Genomic DNA, 23,216 nt, shown 5'->3' with positions numbered 1-23,216 from the left:
TTTCACTCTGGCGATGAAGATGATCCGCTTCGACGATCTGCAGCTGTTCGTCCGCACTGCCGCACTGGGCAGCTTCTCGCAGGCAGCCCGCGAAGCCGACCTGCTGCCGGGGCAGGTCGCTGCGGCGGTGGCGCGGCTGGAACGCGAGCTGGACCTGCGACTGTTCGTGCGCACCACGCGCAGCCTGCGCCTGACCGGCGAGGGGGCGCTGTACCTGCCGTATGCGCAGGAGGTACTGGCCACCCTGCGCGAGGGCCAGGCGCGCGTGCAGGGCGAAGACGCCGAACTGCACGGCACCCTGCAGCTGTCGGCGCCGTCGGACTTCGGTCGAAATCTGCTGCTGCCCTGGCTGAGCGCCTTTCGCGCCGCGCACCCGCGGCTGCGCCTGCACCTGCGCCTGTCCGACGAAGTGGCCGACGTGTTCCGCGACCCGGTCGACGTGGCCATCCGCATCGGCCACTTCGACGACGCCAACTACGTCGCCCTGCCCCTGCTGGAAGGCAATCGGCGCATACTCGCGGCGTCGCCCGACTATCTGCAGCGGCGCGGCATGCCCACGCGCCTGGACGATCTGCGCGAGCATGATTGCCTGGTCTACCAGCTCAGTGGCCGCGCCTATGATCGCTGGTCGTTCGAGGTCGACGGGCGCCGCAGCGTGATTCCGGTGCGCGGCCCGTTGGTCTGCGATGACGCCGATGTGGTGCGGCGCTGGGCGGTAGCCGGCGAAGGCATCACCTACAAATCCTGGCTGGACCTGCGCGAGGATGTGCTCGCAGGGCGCCTGCAGCTGCTGCTCGACGGCATCGGCAGCCACATACCGTTGCAGCTGGTCTGCCCGCACCGCAAACAGTTCTCGCCGGCGGTGCGGCAGCTGCACGCGCAGCTGCGCCAGCACCTGCAACCTCTGCTGTCTGGCATGCCCGAGGGTCCTGCCGGCCCCCTGTCGCCAGTCCCGGCGCTGGCCGACAATGGCGGCCCCCCGTAAGAGAGAACGCCGCCATGCCGTGGATGGGCATCCAGGACCTGTGGACGTTTCTGGTCGCCGTGCTGGTGTTTCTCGCCCTGCCCGGCCCCGGTACCTTCACCCTGCTGACCGCCACCGGCCGTGGTGGCGTGCGCGGCGGTTACACCGCACTGGCCGGCCTGCTGGTCGGCGACCAGATCCTGATGTGGCTGGCGCTGGCCGGTGTGGCCGCACTGCTGAAGGCCAACCCACTGGTGTTCCACGCCGTGCAGTACCTGGGTGCGGCCTACCTGGTGTGGGTCGGCATCAGCCTGCTGCGCACACCGAAACACGAGGGTGGTGACGCCGGCCCGATCCGCATGCAGCCGGGCCGCTACTTCCAGCAGGCGATCCTGGTCAGCCTGCTCAACCCGAAGGCGATCCTGTTTTACATGGCCTTCCTGCCGTTGTTCATCGATCCCAAGGCACACCAGGGCATCGCCACCTTCGCGGCACTGGCCGGGATCATCCTGGTGGTCAGCATCGCCTACTGCTCGATGCTGATCGGCGTGGGCAACCTGGCCCGCCGCCGGCTGATCCAGCACCCGCGGATCAGCGACGCGCTGCGCCGCGTGGCCGGCCTGTTCCTGGTGGGGTTTGGCATCCGGTTGGGGCTGAACGGATGAACGGGCGGCTGCCGCTGCTCGGCCTGGCCCTGCTGTTCGCCGGCACCGCCTCTGGCGCCACCGTACAGGACCATCGTTGCCTGACCGGCGGTCGCAACGGCAGCATCCACCTGGAATGGCGCTGGCTGGAGGACGGACAGTCCGACGTGCGCTACGCCGGCCAGCGCAAGCGCCTGCCCCTGCGCCGGATCTCGATGCAAAGCACGGTGCTGGCCGAAGATCGCCCGTACCAGTTCGACAGCGTCTGGGAAGAGCGCATCGATGGCCGCCTCAACGGCCGCTACCGGTTGAGCACCCAGGGCGCGCTGGTGCTGGACCTGCGCTATGAGCGTGCCCGTGACGGGCGCAGGAGCTCTTTTCACGACGACGTCGAGGCCTGGCAGCAAGACGGCTGCCACTGGCCCGCCATGCCCTGACGTCGCCCGGCGCAGGGGTCCGGCCTGCTTTATGCCGATTCCGGCAGCCTGATCGCGGTGCAGCGCGCGGCGCGTCGGGTATGACCCGCGTCAGTGGTAATGCTGCGCTGCGTTCGGTCACACTCGGGAACTTGTCGTTCTTAGTCACCCCTTCCGAGGCCTGCATGTCCCTGTTCCGGCGCAAGTCCCTAGATTCCGTCACCGTCCACGAAGCCGGCAGGCGTCTGATCCCGACGCTCAGCTGGCCGCATCTGATCGCGCTGGGCATCGGTGCCATCGTCGGTACCGGCATCTACACGCTGATCGGCGTGGGTGCCAACCTGGCCGGCCCGGCCGTGCTGGTTTCCTTCGCCATCGCCGGTGCGGTCTGCGCCTGTGCGGCGCTGTCCTACGCCGAGCTGTCGACGATGATGCCGGCCGCCGGCAGTGCCTACACCTACAGCTACAGCGCGCTGGGCGAGGTGTTTGCCTGGGTGGTGGGCTGGAGCCTGATCCTGGAGTACTCGCTGGTGGTGAGTACGGTGGCGGTGGGCTGGTCAGGCTACTTCGTCGGCTTCCTCGAATGGGTCCACACCCAGTTCGGCTGGAACGTACACCTGCCGGCCTGGCTGGCAGCCGGCCCGCACGTGGAAGGCGGAATGATCAACCTGCCGGCGATCATCATCACCTGGCTGGTGGCCGGCATGCTGATGGCCGGTACCAAGGAAAGCGCCACGCTCAATGCGATCCTGGTGGTGTTCAAGCTGATCGCGCTGGCGATCTTCGTCGCCGTGGCCCTGCCCGCCTTCGACAGCGCCAACCTGCAGCCGTTCATGCCGTACGGCTTTGCCAAGTCGATGGGCCCCGATGGCGTCGAGCACGGCGTGATGGCGGCGGCAGCCATCATCTTCTTCGCCTTCTACGGCTTCGATGCGATCTCCACCGCCGCCGAGGAGACCAAGAACCCGGGCCGCGACCTGTCGATCGGCATCATCGGTTCGATGATCGGCTGCACCATCGTCTACGTGCTGGTGGCGCTGGCGGCCGTCGGTGCGATGAGCTACGCGGTGTTCGGCCACAGCGCCGAGCCGCTGGCGCTGATCATGCGCCAGCTGGGCCATCCGACCGCGGCAATGGTGATCGGCGTGATCGCGATCATCGCCCTGCCGACCGTGCTGCTGGCCTTCCTGTACGGCCAGAGCCGCATCTTCTTTGTGATGAGCCGCGATGGCCTGCTGCCGCGTGGCCTGTCCAAGGTCAACGCACGTACCGGCACGCCGGTGGCGACCACGTTGTTCACTGCGGTGGTGGTGTCGGCCCTGGCCGGCGTGGCGCGCCTGGACGAGATCGCCGCACTGGCCAACGCCGGTACCCTGGCCGCGTTCACTGCGGTGGGCATCTGCCTGGTGGTGCTGCGCCTGCGCGAGCCGAACCGCGAGCGTACCTTCCGCACGCCGCTGGCTTTCGTGGTCGGCCCGCTGGCGGCACTGGGCTGCATCTACCTGTTCATCAGCCTGCCGCACACCACCCAGCTGTACTTCCTGCTGTGGAACGTGGCCGGCCTGGTGTTGTACTTCCTGTACAGCCGCCGCCACGCACTGATCGCGAAGTAAACCGATCACCGGTAGTGCCGGCCGCTGGCCGGCAATCCGCATCCTGTTGTCAAGGGCAATGCCGGCCAGCGGCCGGCACTACCGCAGGGCGTTTCAACCGCCCTGCTTTGCGGCGTAATCCTGCGCCTGGCGCATCACCCGCAGCAGGTTGCCGCCCCAGATGCCGGCAATCTGCTTCTCGGTATAGCCCTTGCGCAGCAGCCACGCGGTGATCTTCGGCAGCTGGCTGACATCGGGCAGGTCACTCAGTCCGCCACCACCATCCCAATCCAGGCCGATGCCCACGTGCTCGGGGCCGACCACCGTGAGGATGTGCTCGAAGTGGGCGAAGAAGTCGTCCAGGCTGGCGTGGCGCACCGGATGCTCATGGTCCAGCGCCTGTTCGGCCTTCAGCAGGGCAACGCCCTGTTCGATGCCCATGCCTTCCCAGCCGCCCAGCTGCTTGCTCAGCGCCTCCTCGGCCTGCTTGCGCTCGGGCGTCTTCGCCGTATCGATCAGGTAGCCGCCATAGGCGTTCACCTGGATCACGCCGCCGGCCTTGGCCAGTCTGCGCAGGCGCGCATCGTCGAGATTGCGCGGATGGTCATAGACCGCCTTGGCCGAGCTGTGCGACAGCACGAACGGCACCGGCATCATCACCAGCAGGTCGTCGAACACCGCGTCCGAGGCGTGCGACTGGTCGATCACGATGCCCAGCTTCACCGCCTCCCGTACCAGTTCCTTGCCGGCCGGGCTCAGGCCCTTCCACTCGGCCCCCTTGGGATCGGTGGCCGAATCGGCGAACTCATTGTTGGCGAAGTGCACCGTGCTGAGCAGGCGCAGGCCGGCGCGGTGGTAGAACGACAGCAGGCTGGGGTCAGCCACCAGCGGGCTGGCATTTTCCATGCTGATGTAGACCACGCGCTTGCCGGCAGCCTTGATCCGCGCTGCGTCATCGGCGGTCAGTGCCAGCGCGAAGCGCTCGGGATTGGCCGCCAGCATCTCACGGATTTCCATCAGTCGCTGCAGGCCGTGGTCACGCTCGGCCAGATGGGCGGTAGCGGTGCGGTCGCCCTGGTCGGTGTAGATCGCCCAGAAACCGCCGTCCAGCGCGCCTTCGACCATGCGCGGGTAGTCGACCTGCGAAAGGGCGTTGCGGTCGTGGCGTTGCTCGATGTCGAAACCGCTGCGACCAAAGTTGGCCGGCGTATCCAGGTGGCTGTCGAGCGTGACCAGGCGTTGCTGCAGGGATTTGGCGCGGGCCAGTTCCTGCGCACTGAACTCGATGGCATGGGCCGACAGCGGCGCGCTCAGCGCCAGGGCAAGCACAACGGACAGACGACGCAACGATGGCATGGGCTCTCACCGGCATGGGGAAGAGCCCGACCATAGCGCTGCGGCCCTCGGATTTGTAGAGCCGGGCCGCGCTCGACTGATCAGGTACGGCGAGTCGAGCACAGCTCGACTCAACTGGCAGGAATCAGTCCACCACGCGGCAGAACACGGCCTTGAGGTAACGCGATTCCTGCACGTGGGCCATGAACGGATGGTCCGGACCAGCGCCGGCCACCTTCAGGATCTGGATCGTGCGGCCGGAGAAATAGGCCGCACGGCGCAGCATGTCGAGGAACTGGTCCTCGGCCACCAGGCCGGTGCAGGAGAAGGTGGCGAACAGGCCGCCCGGCTTGACCACGCCCAGCGCCAGCTTGTTCATGTCCAGGTACTTCTTCAGTGCGGTGATGACCTGGTCGCGGTCGCGGGTCATCTTCGCCGGGTCCAGGATCACCACGTCGTACTGCTCACCGCGGTTGGCGGCGTCGCGCAGCCACGGGAAGATGTCGGACTGGATGAACTTCGGGCGCACGTTGTTCAGGCGCGAATTGCCCTTGGCGATCTGGATCACGTCCTCGTCGATGTCGATGCCGATCACTTCCGAAGCACCACGCGCCGCCGCGTACACGGCAAAACCGCCGGTGTTGCAGCACAGGTCGAGCACGCTCTTGCCTTCCACCTGCTGGCTCAGCCACTCACGGTTCTCGCGCTGGTCGGCGAAGAAACCGGTCTTGTGCGCACCGGCCGGGTCGGCGCGGAACTTGATGCCGTACTCGGTGATCACCGACGCTTCGGTGGTGGTGTTGCCGTGGAAGTCGAAGCTTTCCTGCTTCTGCACGTGCTCGTCGGCGAAGCTGTGGAAGCGGCAGCCGGGGAACTGCTCGCGCAGCGCATCGTAGATCCATTCGCGGTGGCGGAACATGCCGGCGGCGAAGAACTCGACCACCACCAGGTCGCCGTAGCGGTCCACCACCAGGCCGGACAGGCCGTCACCTTCGCTGTGCACGACACGCCAGGCGTCGGACACCGCGTCGAGCTTGAGTACCTCACGGCGCAGCGACACTGCCTGGGCGATCTTGCGCGAGAACCAGCCGGCATCCACCGGTACGTTCTGGTCGGTTTCAAGGATGCGCACGGCAATGCGCGAGTGCCCGTTGTAGAACCCGCGGCCAATGAACTCGCCATCGATGCCGACCACGTCGACGATGGAACCGGGCTTGGGCCGGACGGTCGGCTTCTCGACCAGTTTCTGGAAGATCCACGGGTGGCTGGAGCGCCACGCATTCTTGAGGCGGACAACGGGAAGGGGGGTATTCATCCACCCATTGTAAACCGGGCGCCGGGGTCAGATCCCCGCAGGGGCTCCGACCCCAGTGCAGGGGCATTTGACGGCGGCCCGGCCAGGCGGCAGAATCGGCCCCAGAAGGGGAGTAGCTCCCAGACGTTGTCGCCGTCATTTCGAGCCCGCAGGCTCCGGTGCAACGGCAGTTCCAGCCGACTGGAACTGCGAGCGAGACCTTCGCCGTACTGGCGAAGCTCTGTCCCTGGATCCCCTCCCGATCCTCCGTTGCAGATCCTCGCCGTCCGGCCTGGCATTCATCTTTCCAACGGACATTCCCAATGCAGACGATCGGTAACGTGTGGTTGTGGGGCGGCTTCGCAGCGGTGGTGGTCATCGCCCTGCTGGTCGACCTCGTGTTGATGCGCCATGGTGGACCGCACAAGGTCACCTTCAAGGAGGCCCTGTGGTGGTCCATCGGCTGGGTCGCGCTGGCCCTGCTGTTCAACGCCGGCCTCTGGTACTACCTGAATGAGACCGCCGGCCAGGTCGTGGCCAACAAGGTCGGCCTCGAGTTCCTGACCGGTTATCTGGTCGAAAAGGCGCTGGCGGTCGACAACATCTTTGTCTTCCTGATGATCATGAGCTACTTCGCGGTGCCGGAAGAGCAGCGCCAGAAGGTGCTGATCATCGGCATCCTGGGTGCGATCGTGCTGCGTACGATCATGATCTTCGCCGGTAGCGTGCTGATCAGCCAGTTCCATTGGCTGCTCTACGTGTTCGGCGCCTTCCTGCTGTTCACCGGTTGGAAGATGTGGTTCGCCGCCGGCCAGGAGCCGGACCTGGAGACCAACCCGGCCCTGCGCTGGATGCGCAAGCACCTGCGCCTGCTGCCGGACTACGCCGGCAACGCGCTGAGCGTGAAGCGTGATGGCGTGCGCTGGTTCACCCCGCTGTTCGCCGTGCTGATCCTGATCGCGGTCACCGACGTGATCTTCGCCGTGGACAGCATCCCGGCGATCTTCGCGATCACCACTGACCCGTTCATCGTGCTCACCTCCAACGTGTTCGCGGTGCTGGGCCTGCGCGCGATGTTCTTCCTGCTGGCCGGCATGGCCGACCGCTTCCACCTGCTGCCGTACGGCCTGGCACTGGTGTTGGGCTTCATCGGCATCAAGATGATGATCATCGACCTGTTCAAGATCCCGACCCCGGTCTCGCTGGGCGTGGTCGCGGTGATCATCGCCGCCACCGTGGTGCTGAGCCTGAAGTACCCGCCGAAGGAAGGCGAAGGCCAGGCCTGAGCCTGATCCATTGAACGGCGCGGCCGGTGGGATTGTCCCGCCGGCCGCCTCCACTCTCCCGTTACGGTGGCCTTGGTTTCGCGCCAGTCACCGCCATTGCTGAGGTATGGACAACAACGCGCCCCTGCCCGCCGGCGACGTGCCGGCCCCCCGCAATGATCGCTCGCGCATCCTGCGGGCGTTCAATGTCAGCCTGGCCGCCGTGCTGGTGCTGGTGGCCGTGTTCGCCCTGCAGGGCACGTTCGACTGGCGACCGTGGGCGGTCGCACCGCTGGAAGCCAAGGGCCTGCTCGGCCTGATCGGCGGCCCGATGCTGCATGCCTCGGTCGAGCATATCGCCGCCAACAGCATCGCCATCCTGATCCTCGGCACGCTGGCCGGCAGCGTGTATCCGAAGGCCACCGTACGCGCGCTGCCCCTGCTGTGGCTGGGTTCGGGCCTCGGCGCGTGGATGCTGGGCAATCCGGGCAGCGTGCACCTGGGCGCCAGTGGCGTGACCCACGGCCTGATGTTCCTGCTGGCCAGCCTCGGCCTGCTGCGCCGCGACCGTGCGGCGATCGCCACCGGTCTGATCGGCATGCTGTTCTACGGCGGCATGCTGATGACCATCCTGCCGCACGCCGATGGTGTGTCCTGGCAGTCGCACATGGGCGGCGCCTTCGCCGGCATCATCGCCGCGCTGCTGTTCCGCAACGCCGACCCACTGCCACCGCGCCAACGCTACAGCTGGGAAGACGAAGAAGACGAGGCCGAGCCGCTGTCCGAAGACGAGCTGGAGCCGCCGTCACCGCAGCGCGTGCCGGTACTGTGGCAGCCGCGCGAGGGCCAGGACTACGTGGTGATCCCGTTCCGCCGCCCGGACGAACCGCGCGGTTGAGGTGAGGGTGGTGCCGGCCGCTGGCCGGCAACTTCATGAATCGGTAGTGGCCGACCTTGGTCGGCGCGGTTGTTGTGTGCCAACCAAGGTTGGCACCTACCAGAGCACACCGGCCCCCGGGTAGCGCCGGGCCATGCCCGGCGCGTTGATCGCTCAGTTCCCCGCCGCGCCCATCCCATCCACCGCTTGCCGGCCGAGCGCCGGGTCATCGGTGAAGAACGCATCGATGCCCGTCGCCAGGTAAGCCCGCATCTCGGCGATCGATCCCTCGGCATTGCGCGCGCTGTCGGCACCCTTGCGCAGGTTGCTGGGCTGGAAGTGGTTTTCCGGGCGGAAGGTGTACGGAATCACCATCAGGCCAGCGGCATGCGCATCACGTACCAGCGAGGTCGGCGTGCCCAGCGCGCCCTTGGCATCCAGTGGAATGATCGAACGCAGCTCGGGGCCGATACCATCGGCGTAGCCGGCAATGTCCTTCAGGCCGGCCGGGGTCATCATCTGCGCATAGGTCAGCGCGCCGCCGGCCTTGACGATGTCGGCCGGCTGGGTATCGCCCTTCCACAGCAGCTGCAGCAGCCGGATGTTGCTGCCCCGGCCGATCCTGCCGCGCAGGTAGCGCAGGTTGGCGGTCTCGAACGACTGGATCGTGACCGGCCCGACATTGGTATACGCGTTGCCACGCAGTGCGGCCAGCAGCTTGTCTTCCATCGGCAGGCCGATGGACTGGAAGTAGGTCGGGTGCTTGATCTCCGGCACCAGGCCGATGCCGCGGTTGGCACGCCCGGCCTGCTGCACCAGGAAGGCCAGGATCTCGTCCAGGCTGGCGATGCGGAACTGCCCGTCGTAGGCGGTGCTGCGCAGTTCCGGCAGGCGCTCGCGCGCATAGAGGGTCTTCAGCTCGGCCAGTGTGAAGTCTTCGGTGAACCAGCCGTCGACCTTCTGACCATCGATCACCTTGCTGGTGCGGCGGCTGGCGAACTCTGGATGCGAAGCGACGTCGGTGGTGCCGCCGATCTCGTTCTCGTGGCGGGCCACCATCACCCCGTCCTTGGTCATCACCAGGTCCGGTTCGATGTAGTCGGCGCCATCGGCGATGGCCTGTGCATACGAGGCCAGGGTGTGCTCGGGCAGCAGTGCGCTTGCCCCGCGATGGCCGTAGACCGACACCTTGGGTGCGGCCGGGGTGGAGGATTCAGCACTCATGGCTACCGATGGTGCCACGGCCAGCGACAACAGCAACGCACAACCCCACGACTTCACTGCGACTTCCTCAAGCGGTATGTGATGGCTGTCAGTATGCGGCGGCAATGTGACAGGTGGGGGAAGGGGGGGAGCGGATGCCGGCAGGGGCTCCGATCTGACCGCCGCCGCTCTTCAAACAATTCTGATTGAAGCGCTGTAAGGCCCGCGACTAGCCTCGAATGACCAAAAGCGGGTTGTCAGGGGCAGATCATGGAACAACCGATGTACATGCCGATCCTCAAATGGCGACAGGGTGAGTATCTCGCGGTGGGTCGTACCAACGAAGGAATCAAGGATGGGATCTATCCTCTGTTCGAGATCCCTATCGAGCAGTGGGACTTCGAGAACGATGCGCCGGCCAAGTCACTCGATGACCACCTGAAGAATGTGGGCAGACGTCTGAGCAGTAACTGGAAGTCGCGCCGCTGCCTGTTTGATTCGCCCTATCTTGCTGGGGACGACACCATGGCGGACGGCCAGCATCATCTGGAGCGGATCTTCGACCTCATTCGCACCGCGGGATGCGAGGCCATTCCCGTTACCGGCATTGACCGGCACGTCGACTACCAACAGGCGGTGGCACGCATTGTCGCACGCGATGATCGTGGCTGCGGATTGCGGCTCGTACCGGATGATCTTGAAGGAGGACGCCTTGCTCGGATCTCCGGGCTGCTGAGACTGTTGGGAGTGGTATCTGGTCAGGTGGATCTGATCCTCGACAGCTCGGCCGACGTCGCCGACTCACCCACGCTGCAGGCATCGACTTGGCAGGCATGGATTGCGGCGGTTCCGGATCTGGCCGACTGGAGATCAATCACCATCGTAGGAGGCAGTTTTCCTGCCAGTCTGAGCCCCTCTTCGAGCTATCGCCCACATGGCGATGTGAATCGCCGGGAATGGCGCGCGTACACGCGGCTAGCCGGCATGCATTCTGGACGGATGCCGTGGTTTGGTGACTATGGCTGCGCTTCCCCGCAGACGGAACTGATGGATCCGCGCCTGTTCGACCCCAACGCCAAGATCAAGTACACGATCGATGATCAGTGGCGGATTGTTGTGGGTACCCAGATCAAGCGCAATGGCCGCGACCAGTACCGTGATCTGTGCAGGCACCTGGTCTCCGATCTGCCGGTGGTCTTCATGGGGCGCGGCTACAGCTGGGGCGATGCGTACATCGAAGACTGCGCAAACAGTGTCACCAGTACCGGGGGAAGCTCGACCTGGCCAACGGTGGCGACCAACCACCATATGACTAAGGTTGTTCGCGACCTCGCCAGTCTGACCGGCGCTTCAACTGTTCCCTGACCAGCGCACGGATTTCCGCAAGACTGTAGAGCTCCGACAGTCGTTCGCATAGCGTTGCGCGGTTGCCGCGCAGCGCTGATCTTTCCGGCGTCCGCCCACCGATCAGAGCAGAAAGTTCATCGCGCCATAGGAGTGCTGCGACGGCCGTCGCGCTCACTGATGGATTGAGTTTTGCAGGCCGCACTAGTTCTAGCCTCACTGCGTTGCGCGCTCCACGTGATGCCAGCCTGACCCCCCACCAAGCAGGCAACGTCTCCAATGCATGGTCCAGGTGGCGCTGACCCACCACGATCGTCGCCTTGTCGAGGACATCGGAGTAGAACTGCTGCTGCAACGGGAGTCTCCGCAGCGTGTCGACATCACTCTTGATCTCGTAGCCGTGCAGGTGGCCATTGATGACACATACATCGACACGGCAGGCGCCGCGCGCAAGCCCCATTTCCTCCACCACAAGCGTGTTTGGATTTGCGACATGCTCAGCAATGACCTTGCCCAGCAGAGCTGATCGCACGTCACTGTCGGTAATCGGGTTCATGACGGGATGATATCAAGGAGGTGTCGCGCACAGGTTTGAAACCCATTGCCGCCAGTCATGGGTAAGCTAGACGATCAGAGCGTCTTCGGGGATGTGACCCCGTGTTACTTGCCGATGCAGAAACTGGAGAAGATCCTTCCCAGCAGATCATCGGCACTCATCTGCCCGGTGATCTCGCCCAGTGCGTCATGGGCCAGCCGCAATTCCTCGGCGGCCAGTTCCAGGTGCTCATGCGCCAGTTCGCCATCGGCGCGCTGCGCGTGTTCCTGCGCTCGCTCGATCGCGTCCACATGGCGCGTGCGCGCGGAGAACTCGCCATCCACCTGCTCCCCTGCCCCGGCCGAGGCAATCGAACGCAGGCGCGCATGCAGGTCGTCCAGCCCGGCGCCGGTGGCTGCCGAAACGAATACGCGGTCCGGGTCGTCCAGCGCCGGCAGCACACCGAGCAGGTCCGACTTGTTGTGGATGTAGATCTTGTGCGGCACCGCTGCCACGGCGTCACCCAACGCCGCCTGCCCGGCCGCCGGATCGCGCGCATCCAGCACGATCAGCGCCAGGTCGGTGCGCTCGATTTCCACGTGGGCGCGGCGCATGCCTTCGCGTTCGATGGCGTCGCCGCCGTCGCGCAGGCCGGCGGTGTCGACCAGGGTCAGCTCCAGGCCATCCAGGCGGATGGTCTCGCGCAGCGTGTCGCGGGTGGTGCCGGCGATGTCGGTAACGATGGCGCGCTCGCTGCCGGCCAGCGCATTGAGCAGTGAACTCTTGCCGGCGTTCGGCGGACCGATCAGCACCGCGTGCAGGCCATCGCGCAGGCGACGGCCGCGTTCGGCGTCGCGGCGCAGCAGGGCCAGATCACTGCGCGCCTGCTCCAGCCCACGCCGCACCTGCGCACCGCCGAGGGTATCCAGCGGTTCGTCGGCGAAGTCGATGGCTGCTTCCACGTGGATGCGCAACAGCACCAACTGCTCGACCACGGCGTCGATGCGCCGCGAGAACACACCATCCAGCGAACGTCGCGCGGCGCGTGCGGCGCGGTTGTCGCCGGCCGCGATCAGGTCGGCGATGGCCTCGGCCTGGGCCAGGTCGAGCTTGCCGTTGAGGAACGCGCGTTCGCTGAACTCACCCGGCCGCGCCTGGCGCGCACCGAGCGCAATGCAGCGCGCGACCAGTTGCTGCAGCAGTACCGGGCTGCCGTGCCCCTGCAGTTCCACCACCTCTTCGCCTGTGAAGCTGTTCGGCGCCGGGAACCACAGCACGATGCCATCGTCGATGACGTCGCCATCGGCGTCGCGCAGGCGCGCATAGTGTGCATGGCGCGGGCGCAGTGCAGGCGCACCCAGCGCGCGGGCGATCGCCGCAGCGCGCGAACCGGACAGGCGCAGAAGGCCGACACCGCCAGCGCCCGGAGCGCTGGCGATGGCCACGATGGTGTCGGTACGGATCGCGTCGTTCATGGTTCAGAGTTTCTCCAGCTGCGCGCGTGCCTGCGCGGCACCACTGCCCTGCGGCTGCAGCGCCAGGTAGGTCGTGTAGGCCTGCTTCGCCTTGGCCTTGTCGCCGGCGTTGAAGTAGGCATCGCCCAGGTTGAGATAGGCCACCGCACGCGACGGATCGATCTTCAGCGTGTTCTCCAGCCAGCGTGCGGCTTCAGCGTAGCGCTGCTGACGGTAGTAGACGAAGCCGAGGTTGTTGGCGGCCTGGGCAAAGTCCGGACGCAGCTTCAGCGCTTCGGTGAACTGCGCGGCTGCCTCGTCGTACTGCTTCTCGCGGTACAGCTGCAGGCCACGGTCGTTGGCCTGCTGCGCGCGCTGGCGGTCGGACGCCGGTCCGGCGGAGGGCACTACCAGCTTGGCCTTGCCGCCCTGCAGGTCAGCCACCGTCACCGGTGCCTGGCTGCCCTTGGCCTCGCTGGCGGCCTCCACCTTGTTGTTCAGCGCGATCGCATCGGCGGTCAGCTGGCGCGTATCGGCATTGAGGAATTCCTGGCTGTCCGGCACCTGGAACACGAACTCGCCGCCCTGCGAACCGGGCAGGCTGCCGAAGGCCGGGGTCTGGTGCGAGACCGCCGATACGGCCGGCGCCACGTAGGCGGCCAGCTCGGTACCGGTGATCAGGCCGTCGCCGTTGAGGTCACCCTTGCCGGCCAGCGCCTGCAGTAGCACCCAGGTGAACACCGAGTGGCCGTTGGGGCCGGCATCGGCCACCTGCTGGTCGGCACCACCGGCGGTCAGCATCTGCCGCGCGCTGCGACGCGCGTTCTCGCGCAGGAACGACGACGACGACGGGCCGCCACGGGTCAGGCCCAGGCCGCTGTAGCAGGCATCCATCACGAACATCACATGCTTGGCCTGCATGCTTTCGGCGATGTTCTGGATGTCGGTCATCGCAATCGCGTCGGTGGCGAATTCCTTCGGATCCGAATCGACCGGGATGATGTAGCCGAGGTCGCGCCCTGAGGCGAGCTGGCGGGTCGCGCCATGGCCAGCGAAGAATACGAACACGCGGTCGTTCTTCCCGGTGCGATCGTCAGCCAGGCGGTCGTGGAAGGCCGCGAGGATGTTGTTGCGCGTGGCCTGCTCGTTCTTCAGCACGATCACCTGCGAGGACGGGAAGCCGAACTGCCCGGTCAGGGTATCGGCCACCGCCTGCGCATCATGGCTGGCGTATTCCAGCTTCGGCCACTTGGCGTAGTTGTCGATGCCGACCACGATCGCCCACGACTTCTCGTAGCCGGTGGTGACGGTGGCGGCAGCGGCATCACCCTTGCGCGCACGGGCCACGGTGAAGTCGCGGCCGTTCCAGCCGGCAAACTGGTAACCCTCGGCGATCAGCCGGTCGAGGATCTGCGGCAGCGCCTTCACTGCGCGATCGTGGATGTCATGGAACAGGATGATGCCGCGCTGCTCCTTGTTCACCTGGTCGAGTACGCGCTGCACGATCGATTCCGGCACCGGGTCGGCCCAGTCCATCGAGTCGATGTTCCACATGATCGACTTCAGCCCGGCTTCGTTGAGCAGCTGCAGGCCTTCGGCATTGCGCGCGCCGTACGGGAAGCGGAACAGCGGCGCGCGCTTGCTGTCGACATCCTTCAGCAGCGTGTCGGTGTCCAGCACCTGCTGGCGCAGGGCGTCGCCGGTGGTGCGCGACAGCTGGGCGTGGGTCAGGCTGTGGTTGCCGACCGCATAGCCCTGTTCCATCAGGTTGCGGCTGATCTTCGCCATCGGGCCGAGGCTGACCTTGCCATCGGCCTCGACCTTGCCCAGGTTGCGGCCCACTTCGAAGAACACGCCCGGCACGTCGTAACGCTTGAGGATGGCCACCACTTCATCGGTGTAGGCCTTGTGCGGACCGTCGTCGAAGGTCAGCACCACGGTCTTGGCCGGCAGGTCTCGGCCGAAGATCTCGCGGTCACTGTCCTTCATCGACATCGGATACGGCTCGATCACCCCGTAGTCGCGCAGGATCGCTTCACGGCTGTAGTCCTTGTGCAGGTGGGCGATGTAGTCGTCCCACTTCTCGCGCTTCAGTTCGATGGCGCGGGTGCGCTCGAAGCGGCTGAAGATGCGGGTCAGTTCCTGGTTGTAGTTGCGCTCGATCTCATCGAGCGCTTCCAGATCCTCACCGATGCGCTGGTGCAGCTTCACCGCCGGCAGCGAGGAATCGGTGCCGACCCGCTCATGCAGGTCACGCAGCACTTCACGGAAGGCCAGGCGATCGGCGTCGAACAGTTCCGGCGCAGACTCGATGTAGTCCAGCACCGTGCCGAGAGTGGCAAAGCGCTGCGGGCTGGAACCGCGCAGCAGGGTGTCGAACTGCGCGGCGATGGTCGTGCGCTGTTCCAGGCCATCGTGGAACAACTGCTGTCCCACACGCGTGGAGGTGCCGCGGTCGGCGGTCGACTGCTGCTCCTCGTCGGCCAGCAGCACGATGATCCGGCGGTAGCCATCGAGCTGCTTCTGCAGCGCCGCCAGCAACGGCGCAGCGGCAGGATCGGCGGCGGCCGCAGCCTGCGCGCTCGCCTGGGTGACGGTGGCCGCCGGCGCCTTCGCGTCCTTGTCGCCGCAGCCGGCAACAACCAGCGTCAACAACAGCGAAGGCAGGAACAGGCGGAACGACGACGCACGCATGGCGGACTCGAAGATGGGAGGAACGGTGTGCAGGCGATTCTAACGCCGCATGCGAAAAGCCCGCCTTGCGGCGGGCTTCTGCTGGGGTCAGCCGGCCAGCGGCCGGCTCTACCGATTACTTCTTCTTGACCGGGGCCGGAGTGGTGGTGGCCGGGACCGGCTCGCCGCCATGGCGCTTGGTCATCCACCACTGCTGCAGCAGGCCCAGGCCGCCGTTGACCACCCAGTACAGGACCAGGCCGGACGGCATGAAGGCCATCATGACGCCGAACACCAGCGGCATGAACTGCATCATCTTCTGCTGCATCGGGTCCATGCCCGGTGCCGGGGTCAGCTTCTGGGTGAACCACATCACCGCCACGTTGATCACCGGCAGGATGAAGTACGGGTCGCGTGCAGTGAGGTCCTGGATCCAGCCGAACCAGGGCGCCTGGCGCAGTTCGACCGATTCCACCAGCACCCAGTACAGGGCGAAGAAGATCGGCATCTGGATGAGGATCGGCAGGCAGCCGCCCATCGGATTGATCTTTTCCTTCTTGTACAGCTCCATCATCGCGGTCTGGAACTTCTGGCGGTCATCGCCATAGCGTTCCTTCAGCTGCGCGATGCGCGGCTGGAAGCGACGCATCTTGGCACCGCTCTTGTACTGGGTCGCCGACAGCGGGTACAGCACCAGCTTCAGCAGCACCACCAGGCCGACGATCGCCCAGCCCCAGTTGCCGACCAGCTTGTGCACCTGGTTCAGCACCCAGAACAGGCCCTGGCCGATCACCGCCATCATCGAGAAGCGGCTGTAGTCGACCACGCGGTCCAGGCCCGGCACGTCTTCCTTGGCAATCAGGTTGACCAGCTTCGGGCCGACCCACAGGCGGGCTTCGGTGCTGGTGGACTGGCCCGGGGCCACGGTGAAGGCCGGGCCACGCGCTTCGATCAGGTCACGACCGGCCACCTGCGACAGTACGTAGTGTGCGGTCTGGTCCTTCTGCGGGATCCAGGCGGTGAAGAAGTGGTGCTGCAGCATCGCCAGCCAGCCGCCGGTGATGTTCTGGTTGAGCGTGCCGTCTTCCAGGTAGTCCTTGAACGCACGACGCTGGTACTTCTTGTCGTTGTCGTACCAGGTGGCACCGTTGAAGCTGAAGGAGTCCGGGTTGGTCATGCTCCGCGACAGGATGGTCGGGGTGCGGTCCAGGGTGCGGTAGACGTAGCCGTTCCACGGCGCGGCGCCGGCATTGCTGACTTCGTCCTTGAAGCGCACGGCGTACTCGTTGCGCGAGACAGTCAGGGTGCGCTTGATGGTCACGCCGTTGTCGGCAGTCCACACGAACGGGATCTGCAGCTCGTTCTGGCCCTTGGCCAGCACGAAGTCCTTGGTGTCACCGACCAGCTTGAAGCCGTCGGCGCCGGGAACCGGGGTGTTCTTGTCTTCGCTGGCCCAGCCACTGATCGCGCTGTACGGATGCGCGGGGTCTTCGGTCAGCAGGCGAACCGGCGGGCTGCCTTCGTCCTTGGTCTGCGGGAACTGCAGCAGCTCGGCGTCGAGCACGCGGCCACCATCAAGCACCAGGCGCAGCACGTCAGTGGTGACGGTCACGCGCTGGCTGGCCGGGGTGGCACTGGCCTGCGCCTGCACAGCGGCCTGGCCCGGGGCGCCCGGGACCTGTGCACTGGGAATGCTGCCCGAGGCAGCGCCCGGAACACTCTGTACGGCAGCCGGGGCCGACGTGGTCGTCGGTGCCGGGGTCGGAGCAGCCTTTTCACGGCTCCACTCCATCCACAGCAGCACGGCCACCATCAGCCAGGCAAAAATGAGGAATACGCGGGTCTGGTTCATCAGCGGACAGGCTCGGCGGGGCCGGGACGCGATGCCGGCTCGGTCAAAGAAGGAGTTGCGATGCCATCAGGCGGCGGCATTGTGCCGTCCATGCCCGGCGCGGGCAATGCACGCAGGCGACGCAGCAGGCGCAGGAAGGCCTGGCGGATCTCGTCGTTGCTGGCGGAACGCGCAGCACTACGGGCCACGACGACGAAGTCGCCTGGCTGGATATCGGTACGTGTCTGACGCAGGATGTCGCGCAGGACGCGCTTGATCCGGTTACGCCCAACGGCGTTCGGATCGACCTTGCGGGAAACCGCCAGACCCAGCCTGGCCGGCCGGTCAGCCGGCAGCCAGTGCAGGGTCATCAGCGGATCGGACACACGGCGGGCGCCGTTGAAGACCGTTGAGTATTCGGCACGCGTGCGAACCCGCGCAGAGCGAGGGAATCGCTTGCGCGGGTCTGCAGTATTCACTGTCGAAGGGATTGCGTCTGCCGCAGGGTGCGGCATGGCAATCAGGCGCTCAGGACTTTGCGGCCCTTGGCGCGGCGACGCGACAGGATCTTGCGGCCGTCAGCGGTCTTCATACGGGCACGGAAGCCGTGGTCGCGCTTACGCTTGAGGTTGCTGGGCTGGTAGGTGCGCTTCGTGGCCATTGGGGGCCTCTCGTATGAATGGGACGGAAAGAACCGGAAATTCTAGAGAGGTCTCCCCCCTCACGTCAACCCCTGGGGACTACGCGAATTCACCGGGCTGTGCAATAGCTGTGGATGTTTTTGTGAATAAGTAGGGGACAAGCATTCCGAAGGCGGGCGCTCGGTGGTAGTCTGAGCCATCCATTTCCCCCCTTTCCGGCCTGTGTTTGGGCGCCTTGTCGCGTCCATGCCCCGGCCACCGGACGATTATTGCTGATGGATGCCTGGTCCCGTAGTCTCGAGCGCCTCGAAGCGGAGTTCCCGCCGGAAGACGTTCATACCTGGTTGAAGCCGCTGCAGGCCGATCTGCGCGTGGACAGCCTGGTGCTGTATGCACCGAATGCCTTCATCGTCGACCAGGTCCGCGAGCTGTACCTGGCCCGGATCCGTGAACTGCTGGCTCACTTCGCCGGTTTCAGCGACGTTTTTCTTGAAATCGGCTCGCGCCCGCGCCCCGTGGAGGCGCAGAACGCGCCGGTTTCCATGTCGCCGGCGCCTGTGTCCAGCGAACCGCAGGTGCCGTTCGCCGGCAACCTGGACAATCACTACACCTTCGCCAACTTCGTCGAAGGCCGCAGCAACCAGCTGGGCCTGGCCGCTGCCTTCCAGGCAGCGCAGAAGCCGGGCGACCGGGCCCACAACCCGCTGCTGCTGTACGGAGGCACCGGCCTGGGCAAGACCCACCTGATGTTCGCCGCCGGCAACGCGATGCGCCAGGCCAATCCAGGCGCGAAGGTGCTGTACCTGCGTTCGGAACAGTTCTTCAGCGCCATGATCCGGGCCCTGCAGGAAAAGACCATGGATCAGTTCAAGCGCCAGTTCCAGCAGGTGGACGCGCTGTTGATCGATGACATCCAGTTCTTCGCCGGCAAGGACCGCACGCAGGAAGAGTTCTTCCACACCTTCAACGCGTTGTTCGATGGCAAGCAGCAGATCATCCTGACCTGCGACCGCTATCCGCGCGAGGTCGAAGGCCTGGAAGCGCGCCTGAAGTCGCGGCTTGCCTGGGGCCTGTCGGTCGCGATCGAACCGCCGGACTTCGAGACCCGCGCCGCGATCGTGCTGGCCAAGGCGCGCGAACGCGGTGCCGAGATTCCCGATGATGTTGCGTTCCTGATCGCCAAGAAGATGCGCTCCAACGTGCGCGACCTCGAGGGCGCGCTCAATACCCTGACCGCCCGCGCCAACTTCACCGGCCGCGCGATCACCACCGAATTCGCCCAGGAAACCCTGCGCGACCTGCTGCGCGCCCAGCAGCAGGCGATCAGCATTCCCAACATCCAGAAAACCGTTGCCGACTACTACGGCCTGCAGATCAAGGATCTGCTGTCGAAGCGTCGGACCCGCTCGCTCGCTCGCCCCCGCCAGGTCGCCATGGCCCTGACCAAGGAACTGACCGAGCACAGCCTGCCCGAGATCGGCGACGCCTTTGCCGGTCGCGATCACACCACGGTGCTGCATGCCTGCCGCCAGATCCGGACCCTGATGGAAACCGACGGCAAGCTCCGCGAAGACTGGGACAAGCTGATCCGGAAGCTGAGCGAATGATGCACGGATGCCGATGAGGCGTCATCGCACAAAACGGTGCAGAATCCGGTAGCAAGCGCGGGACACGTTGTGGATAAAAATGGCGTCTGAAATCACGTCGAATTTATCCACAGCTTTCCCCACCCCTTGGGGGTCGGTAATACAGAGGGTTTCGATGCCTGAAACTCCTTTATTTACAAAGACTTAGCATTGTTTTCCAGCGATTCTGTCTCTACCAGCACCACCAAGCTTTTGATTTATTCCACATTTTTTAAAGCATAGGGGCACGGAACCACATGCGTTTCACACTGCAGCGCGAAGCCTTTCTCAAGCCGTTGGCACAGGTCGTCAACGTGGTCGAACGCCGCCAGACCCTTCCGGTTCTGGCCAATTTCCTGGTCCAGGTCCAGAACGGCCAGCTGTCGCTGACCGGTACCGACCTGGAAGTGGAGATGGTGTCGCGGATCGCGGTTGAAGACGCCCAGGACGGCGAAACCACCATTCCCGCCCGCAAGCTGTTCGAGATCATCCGCGCCCTGCCCGATGGCAGCCGGATCACCGTCTCGCAGACCGGAGACAAGATCACCGTGCAGGCCGGTCGTAGCCGCTTCACCCTGGCAACCCTGCCCTCCAATGACTTCCCGTCGGTTGACGAAGTGGAAGCCACTGAGCGCGTGGCCATCGGCGAAGCGACCCTGAAGGAGCTCATCGAGCGCACCGCCTTCGCGATGGCGCAGCAGGACGTGCGCTATTACCTCAATGGCCTGCTGTTCGATCTGCGCGGTGACGCCCTGCGTACCGTTGCCACCGACGGCCACCGTCTGGCGCTGTGTGAAACCGACCTGGCCAAGCCGAGCGGTTCCAAGCGCCAGATCATCGTGCCGCGCAAGGGCGTGACCGAGCTGCAGCGCCTGCTGGAAAGTGGTGATCGCGAGATCGAGCTGGAAGTCGGCCGCAGCCACGTCCGCGTCAAGCGCGACGATGTCACCTTCACCTCCAAGCTGATCGACGGCCGCTTCCCGGATTACGAAGCGGTGATTCCGATCGGTGCCGACCGTGAAGTGAAGGTTGATCGTGAAGCGCTGCGCGCCTCGCTGCAGCGCGCTGCGATCCTGTCCAACGAGAAGTATCGCGGCATCCGCGTGGAAGTGTCGCCGGGCAACCTGAAGATCAGCGCGCACAACCCGGAGCAGGAGGAAGCCCAGGAAGAGATCGAAGCCGATACCACGGTCAGCGATCTGGCCATCGGCTTCAACGTGAACTACCTGCTGGATGCCCTCTCCGCCCTGCGCGATGAGGAAGTCATCATCCAGCTGCGCGACTCCAACTCCTCGGCGCTGGTGCGTGAGTCCAGCAGCGAGAAGTCGCGTCACGTGGTGATGCCGCTGCGTCTCTGACAGCAGCGCTGTTCCACGTGGAACCGAACGACGCCCGGGATTTTCCCGGGCGTTTTTTTTTACGTTCCACGTGGATCATCGGGCTGAACCCTTTCCAGCACGGATTTCGAACGGACAGCATCTTCCTTGATGGACCCGGTTGCGTGCGCTTTGCTTCCCAGGCCGAACTGGCGACGGGACTTTGAGTCGATGCCAGGGACTGCTTCCAAATCATGTTTGATCGGGGCCGGTACCTAGGGTCTCAACGCAGTTGCTATGGACTTGGCTGGTCGGATGCCGAAGCGCATCCACGCTGCGGCGACCGTGCTCGCTGTTGATGAAATTCTCTCTGTCCACAGGACCCATTCGGGACAGATCGGGCCACGCCTAGCTTCTAAATCTGGGTATAAATCTAAAGCATGGTGGTGATGGTAGAGCCAGATTTCGTTGAAAAATGTGTTATCTGCATGATTTAAAAGGAATTTATGAGGGTGAAACCCCCTGTATAGAGGCGTCTCAGGCTGGGGGGGAACCTGTGGATAGTTTCCAGACCCAGGCAAAAGGGCTTTTTTATCCACAGATTGCCCATACCTTGTGTATAAGTCATACAGTCCCGCTGTGGACAGCGTGAAACTAATGGTCCGGATTCTTTGAAATCTGTGGAACCTCCCAAGGTATCGGATCTCAGATTTGGAGGAATCCGGGCGCCCGCCCGCTCACCCGGCCGGGCAAGCGCTCATCAAACACCTGCGGCCGTGGTCCTGAAATCGTTGAAATCTGGCGGGCCACGCCCCGCAACCCTGTGCAGAATTGAAGGAATTTCAGCTGCGTCCGGAGCTGGAAACGGGCATGCCGGTGAACCGGCGCCACGTGGAACCCGCGATCAGTTGGTGCGCGGGAGCTTCTGCTCCGCATCGATGCGGGTGCAGCGCGTCCGGCTTGACCGATGCAGTAAGCTGATGGATTCCCTTCCCCTCTACCGCCTCGAGCGGATGGTCGTTCGCGCCCCATGCTTATCCGCCGCCTCGCCTTGCACCAACTGCGTCGCTTCAGTGCGGTGGATCTCTTGCCCCAGCCGGGGCTGAACCTGCTCACTGGCGACAACGGTGCCGGCAAGACCAGCGTGCTGGAGGCCCTGCATCTGATGGCCTATGGCCGGAGCTTCCGCGGCAGGGTTCGCGATGGACTGGTGCGCCAGGGCCAGGAGGCGCTGGAGATCTTCGTGGAATGGGACGAACAGCGTGCCGACCACGCGCCGCATCGCCGAAAGGCCGGCCTGCGCCACAGTGGCCAGGACTGGAAGGGACGATTGGACGGTGAAGACGTGGCTCAGCTCGGCAACCTCTGCGCAGCGCTGGCGGTGGTGACGTTCGAGCCCGGCAGCCATGCGCTGGTCAGCGGCGGTGGCGAGCCCCGCCGTCGCTTCCTGGATTGGGGCTTGTTCCACGTGGAACCTGATTTCCTGTCCTTGTGGCGCCGCTATTCAAGGGCGCTGAAGCAGCGCAACGCCCTGCTCAAGCAGGGCGGCCCGTCGCGGATGCTGGACACCTGGGATCACGAGTTGGCTGAGGCCGGAGAGCCCCTTACCAGCCGGCGTCAGCACTACCTTGAGCGGCTGCAGCAGCGTGCCGTGGCGCTCGCGGCCAGTTTGGCACCGCAACTCGGTATCCAGGCACTGCAACTCAGTCCGGGCTGGCGTCGGCATGAGCTTCCCCTGGCAGATGCGCTGCTTCTGGCCCGGGATCGTGACCGCCAGGCCGGCTACACCTCGGTTGGGCCGCACCGGGCGGACTGGAGCGTGGATTTCCACAGCATTCCTGGTCGCGATGCACTGTCACGCGGTCAGGCCAAGCTGACCGCATTGGCGTGCCTGATGGCGCAGGCTGAGGACTATGCAGAACAGCGCGGCGAATGGCCGGTGATCGCACTGGACGATCTGGCCTCCGAACTGGATCGTACCCACCAGGCGCGGGTATTGGAGCGCCTGCTCACCGGCCCGGCGCAGATCTTCGTCACCGCTACTGAACCTCCGGCGGCCCTGCAGGGCCTGACCCAGATCGCCCGGTTCCACGTGGAACATGCACAGATCGTGGCTGTGCCATAGTGGGCACATCAGGGCCACTCGACCCCGGCTGGTATAATTCGGGTTGGAATCCTTTCATTCTCGGCACACCGCCCCAAGCGGT

General features: G+C 65.1%; 19 protein-coding genes. 10 read left to right on the top strand and 9 right to left on the bottom strand.

What is annotated here, in order from left to right; translation table 11 throughout:
- Positions 1–13 precede the first annotated feature (13 nt).
- The 4 genes from AC10QF_RS16045 (at position 14) to AC10QF_RS16030 (ending at position 3,637) form a co-directional block, all read left to right on the top strand.
- Positions 14–985: a LysR family transcriptional regulator gene (locus AC10QF_RS16045; protein WP_111175907.1), complete on the top strand. Its 972-nt coding sequence runs from the start codon at positions 14–16 to the stop codon at positions 983–985.
- 14 nt (positions 986–999) lie between these two features.
- Positions 1,000–1,629 (top strand): leucine efflux protein LeuE, encoded by a 630-nt coding sequence (leuE, locus tag AC10QF_RS16040; RefSeq protein ID WP_005411716.1) that lies wholly within the window; start codon positions 1,000–1,002, stop codon positions 1,627–1,629.
- Positions 1,626–2,045 (top strand): hypothetical protein, encoded by a 420-nt coding sequence (locus AC10QF_RS16035; RefSeq protein ID WP_111175905.1) that lies wholly within the window; start codon positions 1,626–1,628, stop codon positions 2,043–2,045. Before leuE ends, AC10QF_RS16035 begins: the two co-directional genes overlap by 4 nt.
- Positions 2,046–2,209: 164 nt before the next feature.
- Complete coding sequence (locus tag AC10QF_RS16030) at positions 2,210–3,637, top strand: amino acid permease (protein ID WP_353076133.1); 1,428 nt, start codon at positions 2,210–2,212, stop codon at positions 3,635–3,637.
- 93 nt (positions 3,638–3,730) lie between these two features.
- Here the strand turns inward: AC10QF_RS16030 and AC10QF_RS16025 are convergent, their stop codons facing one another.
- Positions 3,731–4,972, bottom strand: coding sequence for a dipeptidase (locus tag AC10QF_RS16025; protein WP_111175901.1), 1,242 nt, complete (start codon positions 4,970–4,972; stop codon positions 3,731–3,733).
- Between the two features lie 124 nt (positions 4,973–5,096).
- Positions 5,097–6,266: a class I SAM-dependent rRNA methyltransferase gene (locus AC10QF_RS16020; RefSeq protein ID WP_005421231.1), complete on the bottom strand. Its 1,170-nt coding sequence runs from the start codon at positions 6,264–6,266 to the stop codon at positions 5,097–5,099.
- A 302-nt stretch (positions 6,267–6,568) separates the two neighbouring features.
- Here AC10QF_RS16020 and AC10QF_RS16015 point away from each other — a divergent pair, with 302 nt between their 5' ends.
- Positions 6,569–7,531 carry a TerC family protein gene (locus tag AC10QF_RS16015; protein ID WP_010487446.1) on the top strand — a complete coding sequence of 321 codons (963 nt, stop codon included), beginning with the start codon at positions 6,569–6,571 and terminating at the stop codon, positions 7,529–7,531.
- A 106-nt stretch (positions 7,532–7,637) separates the two neighbouring features.
- A complete protein-coding gene (locus AC10QF_RS16010; RefSeq protein ID WP_111175899.1) occupies positions 7,638–8,408 on the top strand; it encodes a rhomboid family intramembrane serine protease in 771 nt (256 codons plus the stop codon).
- Between the two features lie 153 nt (positions 8,409–8,561).
- Here AC10QF_RS16010 and AC10QF_RS16005 read toward each other — a convergent pair whose 3' ends face one another.
- Positions 8,562–9,668, bottom strand: coding sequence for a glycerophosphodiester phosphodiesterase (locus AC10QF_RS16005; protein WP_111175897.1), 1,107 nt, complete (start codon positions 9,666–9,668; stop codon positions 8,562–8,564).
- A 204-nt stretch (positions 9,669–9,872) separates the two neighbouring features.
- Between AC10QF_RS16005 and AC10QF_RS16000 the strand changes: the two genes are divergently transcribed.
- Entirely contained in the window at positions 9,873–10,955 is a 1,083-nt protein-coding gene (locus AC10QF_RS16000; protein ID WP_005421222.1) for a beta family protein, read from the top strand.
- Here the strand turns inward: AC10QF_RS16000 and AC10QF_RS15995 are convergent.
- The 6 genes from AC10QF_RS15995 to rpmH all read right to left on the bottom strand — a co-directional run bounded on the left by AC10QF_RS15995 (position 10,903) and on the right by rpmH (position 18,088).
- The gene (locus AC10QF_RS15995) at positions 10,903–11,490 is read right to left on the bottom strand and encodes a sce7726 family protein (RefSeq protein WP_080104375.1); all 588 of its coding nucleotides are present in this window, start codon (positions 11,488–11,490) and stop codon (positions 10,903–10,905) included. The two genes, AC10QF_RS16000 and AC10QF_RS15995, sit on opposite strands and share 53 nt — an antisense overlap.
- Positions 11,491–11,594: 104 nt before the next feature.
- A complete protein-coding gene (mnmE, locus tag AC10QF_RS15990) occupies positions 11,595–12,944 on the bottom strand; it encodes a tRNA uridine-5-carboxymethylaminomethyl(34) synthesis GTPase MnmE (RefSeq protein ID WP_111175893.1) in 1,350 nt (449 codons plus the stop codon).
- Positions 12,945–12,947: 3 nt separating this feature from the next.
- A complete protein-coding gene (locus AC10QF_RS15985) occupies positions 12,948–15,617 on the bottom strand; it encodes a polysaccharide deacetylase family protein (RefSeq protein WP_111175891.1) in 2,670 nt (889 codons plus the stop codon).
- 115 nt (positions 15,618–15,732) lie between these two features.
- Positions 15,733–17,448, bottom strand: coding sequence for a membrane protein insertase YidC (gene yidC / locus AC10QF_RS15980; protein WP_353076126.1), 1,716 nt, complete (start codon positions 17,446–17,448; stop codon positions 15,733–15,735).
- A complete protein-coding gene (rnpA, locus tag AC10QF_RS15975) occupies positions 17,448–17,942 on the bottom strand; it encodes a ribonuclease P protein component (protein ID WP_111128181.1) in 495 nt (164 codons plus the stop codon). The genes yidC and rnpA overlap by 1 nt, the downstream gene beginning before the upstream one ends.
- A 5-nt stretch (positions 17,943–17,947) precedes the next feature.
- Entirely contained in the window at positions 17,948–18,088 is a 141-nt protein-coding gene (rpmH, locus tag AC10QF_RS15970) for a 50S ribosomal protein L34 (protein WP_005411729.1), read from the bottom strand.
- A gap of 255 nt (positions 18,089–18,343) precedes the next feature.
- Here rpmH and dnaA point away from each other — a divergent pair, with 255 nt between their 5' ends.
- From dnaA to recF, 3 genes are all read left to right on the top strand, one after another.
- Positions 18,344–19,675: a chromosomal replication initiator protein DnaA gene (dnaA, locus tag AC10QF_RS15965; protein WP_494542494.1), complete on the top strand. Its 1,332-nt coding sequence runs from the start codon at positions 18,344–18,346 to the stop codon at positions 19,673–19,675.
- A 275-nt stretch (positions 19,676–19,950) separates the two neighbouring features.
- Positions 19,951–21,051, top strand: a complete 1,101-nt coding sequence (dnaN, locus tag AC10QF_RS15960) for a DNA polymerase III subunit beta (protein ID WP_005411731.1) — start codon at positions 19,951–19,953, stop codon at positions 21,049–21,051.
- A 988-nt stretch (positions 21,052–22,039) separates the two neighbouring features.
- Positions 22,040–23,134: a DNA replication/repair protein RecF gene (recF, locus tag AC10QF_RS15955; RefSeq protein ID WP_069138188.1), complete on the top strand. Its 1,095-nt coding sequence runs from the start codon at positions 22,040–22,042 to the stop codon at positions 23,132–23,134.
- Positions 23,135–23,216 lie beyond the last annotated feature (82 nt).

Source organism: Stenotrophomonas maltophilia complex sp. Om-AH-Sm3, assembly GCF_059337855.1.
The sequence above is the reverse complement of the archived record's forward strand: the minus strand, read 5'-3'. Positions and strand labels throughout refer to the sequence as shown.

Bases quoted from the DNA above. Each gene is read 5' to 3' on its own strand.
- AC10QF_RS16045 (WP_111175907.1), top strand. From the start codon at position 14: ATGAAGATGATCCGCTTCGACGATCTGCAGCTGTTCGTCCGCACTGCC.
- AC10QF_RS16030 (WP_353076133.1), top strand. From the start codon at position 2,210: ATGTCCCTGTTCCGGCGCAAGTCCCTAGATTCCGTCACCGTCCACGAA.
- mnmE (WP_111175893.1), bottom strand. From the start codon at position 12,944: ATGAACGACGCGATCCGTACCGACACCATCGTGGCCATCGCCAGCGCT.
- yidC (WP_353076126.1), bottom strand. From the start codon at position 17,448: ATGAACCAGACCCGCGTATTCCTCATTTTTGCCTGGCTGATGGTGGCC.
- AC10QF_RS16000 (WP_005421222.1), top strand. From the start codon at position 9,873: ATGTACATGCCGATCCTCAAATGGCGACAGGGTGAGTATCTCGCGGTG.
- dnaN (WP_005411731.1), top strand. From the start codon at position 19,951: ATGCGTTTCACACTGCAGCGCGAAGCCTTTCTCAAGCCGTTGGCACAG.
- AC10QF_RS16020 (WP_005421231.1), bottom strand. From the start codon at position 6,266: ATGAATACCCCCCTTCCCGTTGTCCGCCTCAAGAATGCGTGGCGCTCC.
- AC10QF_RS16010 (WP_111175899.1), top strand. From the start codon at position 7,638: ATGGACAACAACGCGCCCCTGCCCGCCGGCGACGTGCCGGCCCCCCGC.
- AC10QF_RS15985 (WP_111175891.1), bottom strand. From the start codon at position 15,617: ATGCGTGCGTCGTCGTTCCGCCTGTTCCTGCCTTCGCTGTTGTTGACG.
- AC10QF_RS16015 (WP_010487446.1), top strand. From the start codon at position 6,569: ATGCAGACGATCGGTAACGTGTGGTTGTGGGGCGGCTTCGCAGCGGTG.
- rpmH (WP_005411729.1), bottom strand. From the start codon at position 18,088: ATGGCCACGAAGCGCACCTACCAGCCCAGCAACCTCAAGCGTAAGCGC.
- AC10QF_RS15995 (WP_080104375.1), bottom strand. From the start codon at position 11,490: ATGAACCCGATTACCGACAGTGACGTGCGATCAGCTCTGCTGGGCAAG.
- AC10QF_RS16035 (WP_111175905.1), top strand. From the start codon at position 1,626: ATGAACGGGCGGCTGCCGCTGCTCGGCCTGGCCCTGCTGTTCGCCGGC.
- AC10QF_RS16025 (WP_111175901.1), bottom strand. From the start codon at position 4,972: ATGCCATCGTTGCGTCGTCTGTCCGTTGTGCTTGCCCTGGCGCTGAGC.
- recF (WP_069138188.1), top strand. From the start codon at position 22,040: ATGCTTATCCGCCGCCTCGCCTTGCACCAACTGCGTCGCTTCAGTGCG.
- leuE (WP_005411716.1), top strand. From the start codon at position 1,000: ATGCCGTGGATGGGCATCCAGGACCTGTGGACGTTTCTGGTCGCCGTG.
- rnpA (WP_111128181.1), bottom strand. From the start codon at position 17,942: ATGCCGCACCCTGCGGCAGACGCAATCCCTTCGACAGTGAATACTGCA.
- dnaA (WP_494542494.1), top strand. From the start codon at position 18,344: ATGGATGCCTGGTCCCGTAGTCTCGAGCGCCTCGAAGCGGAGTTCCCG.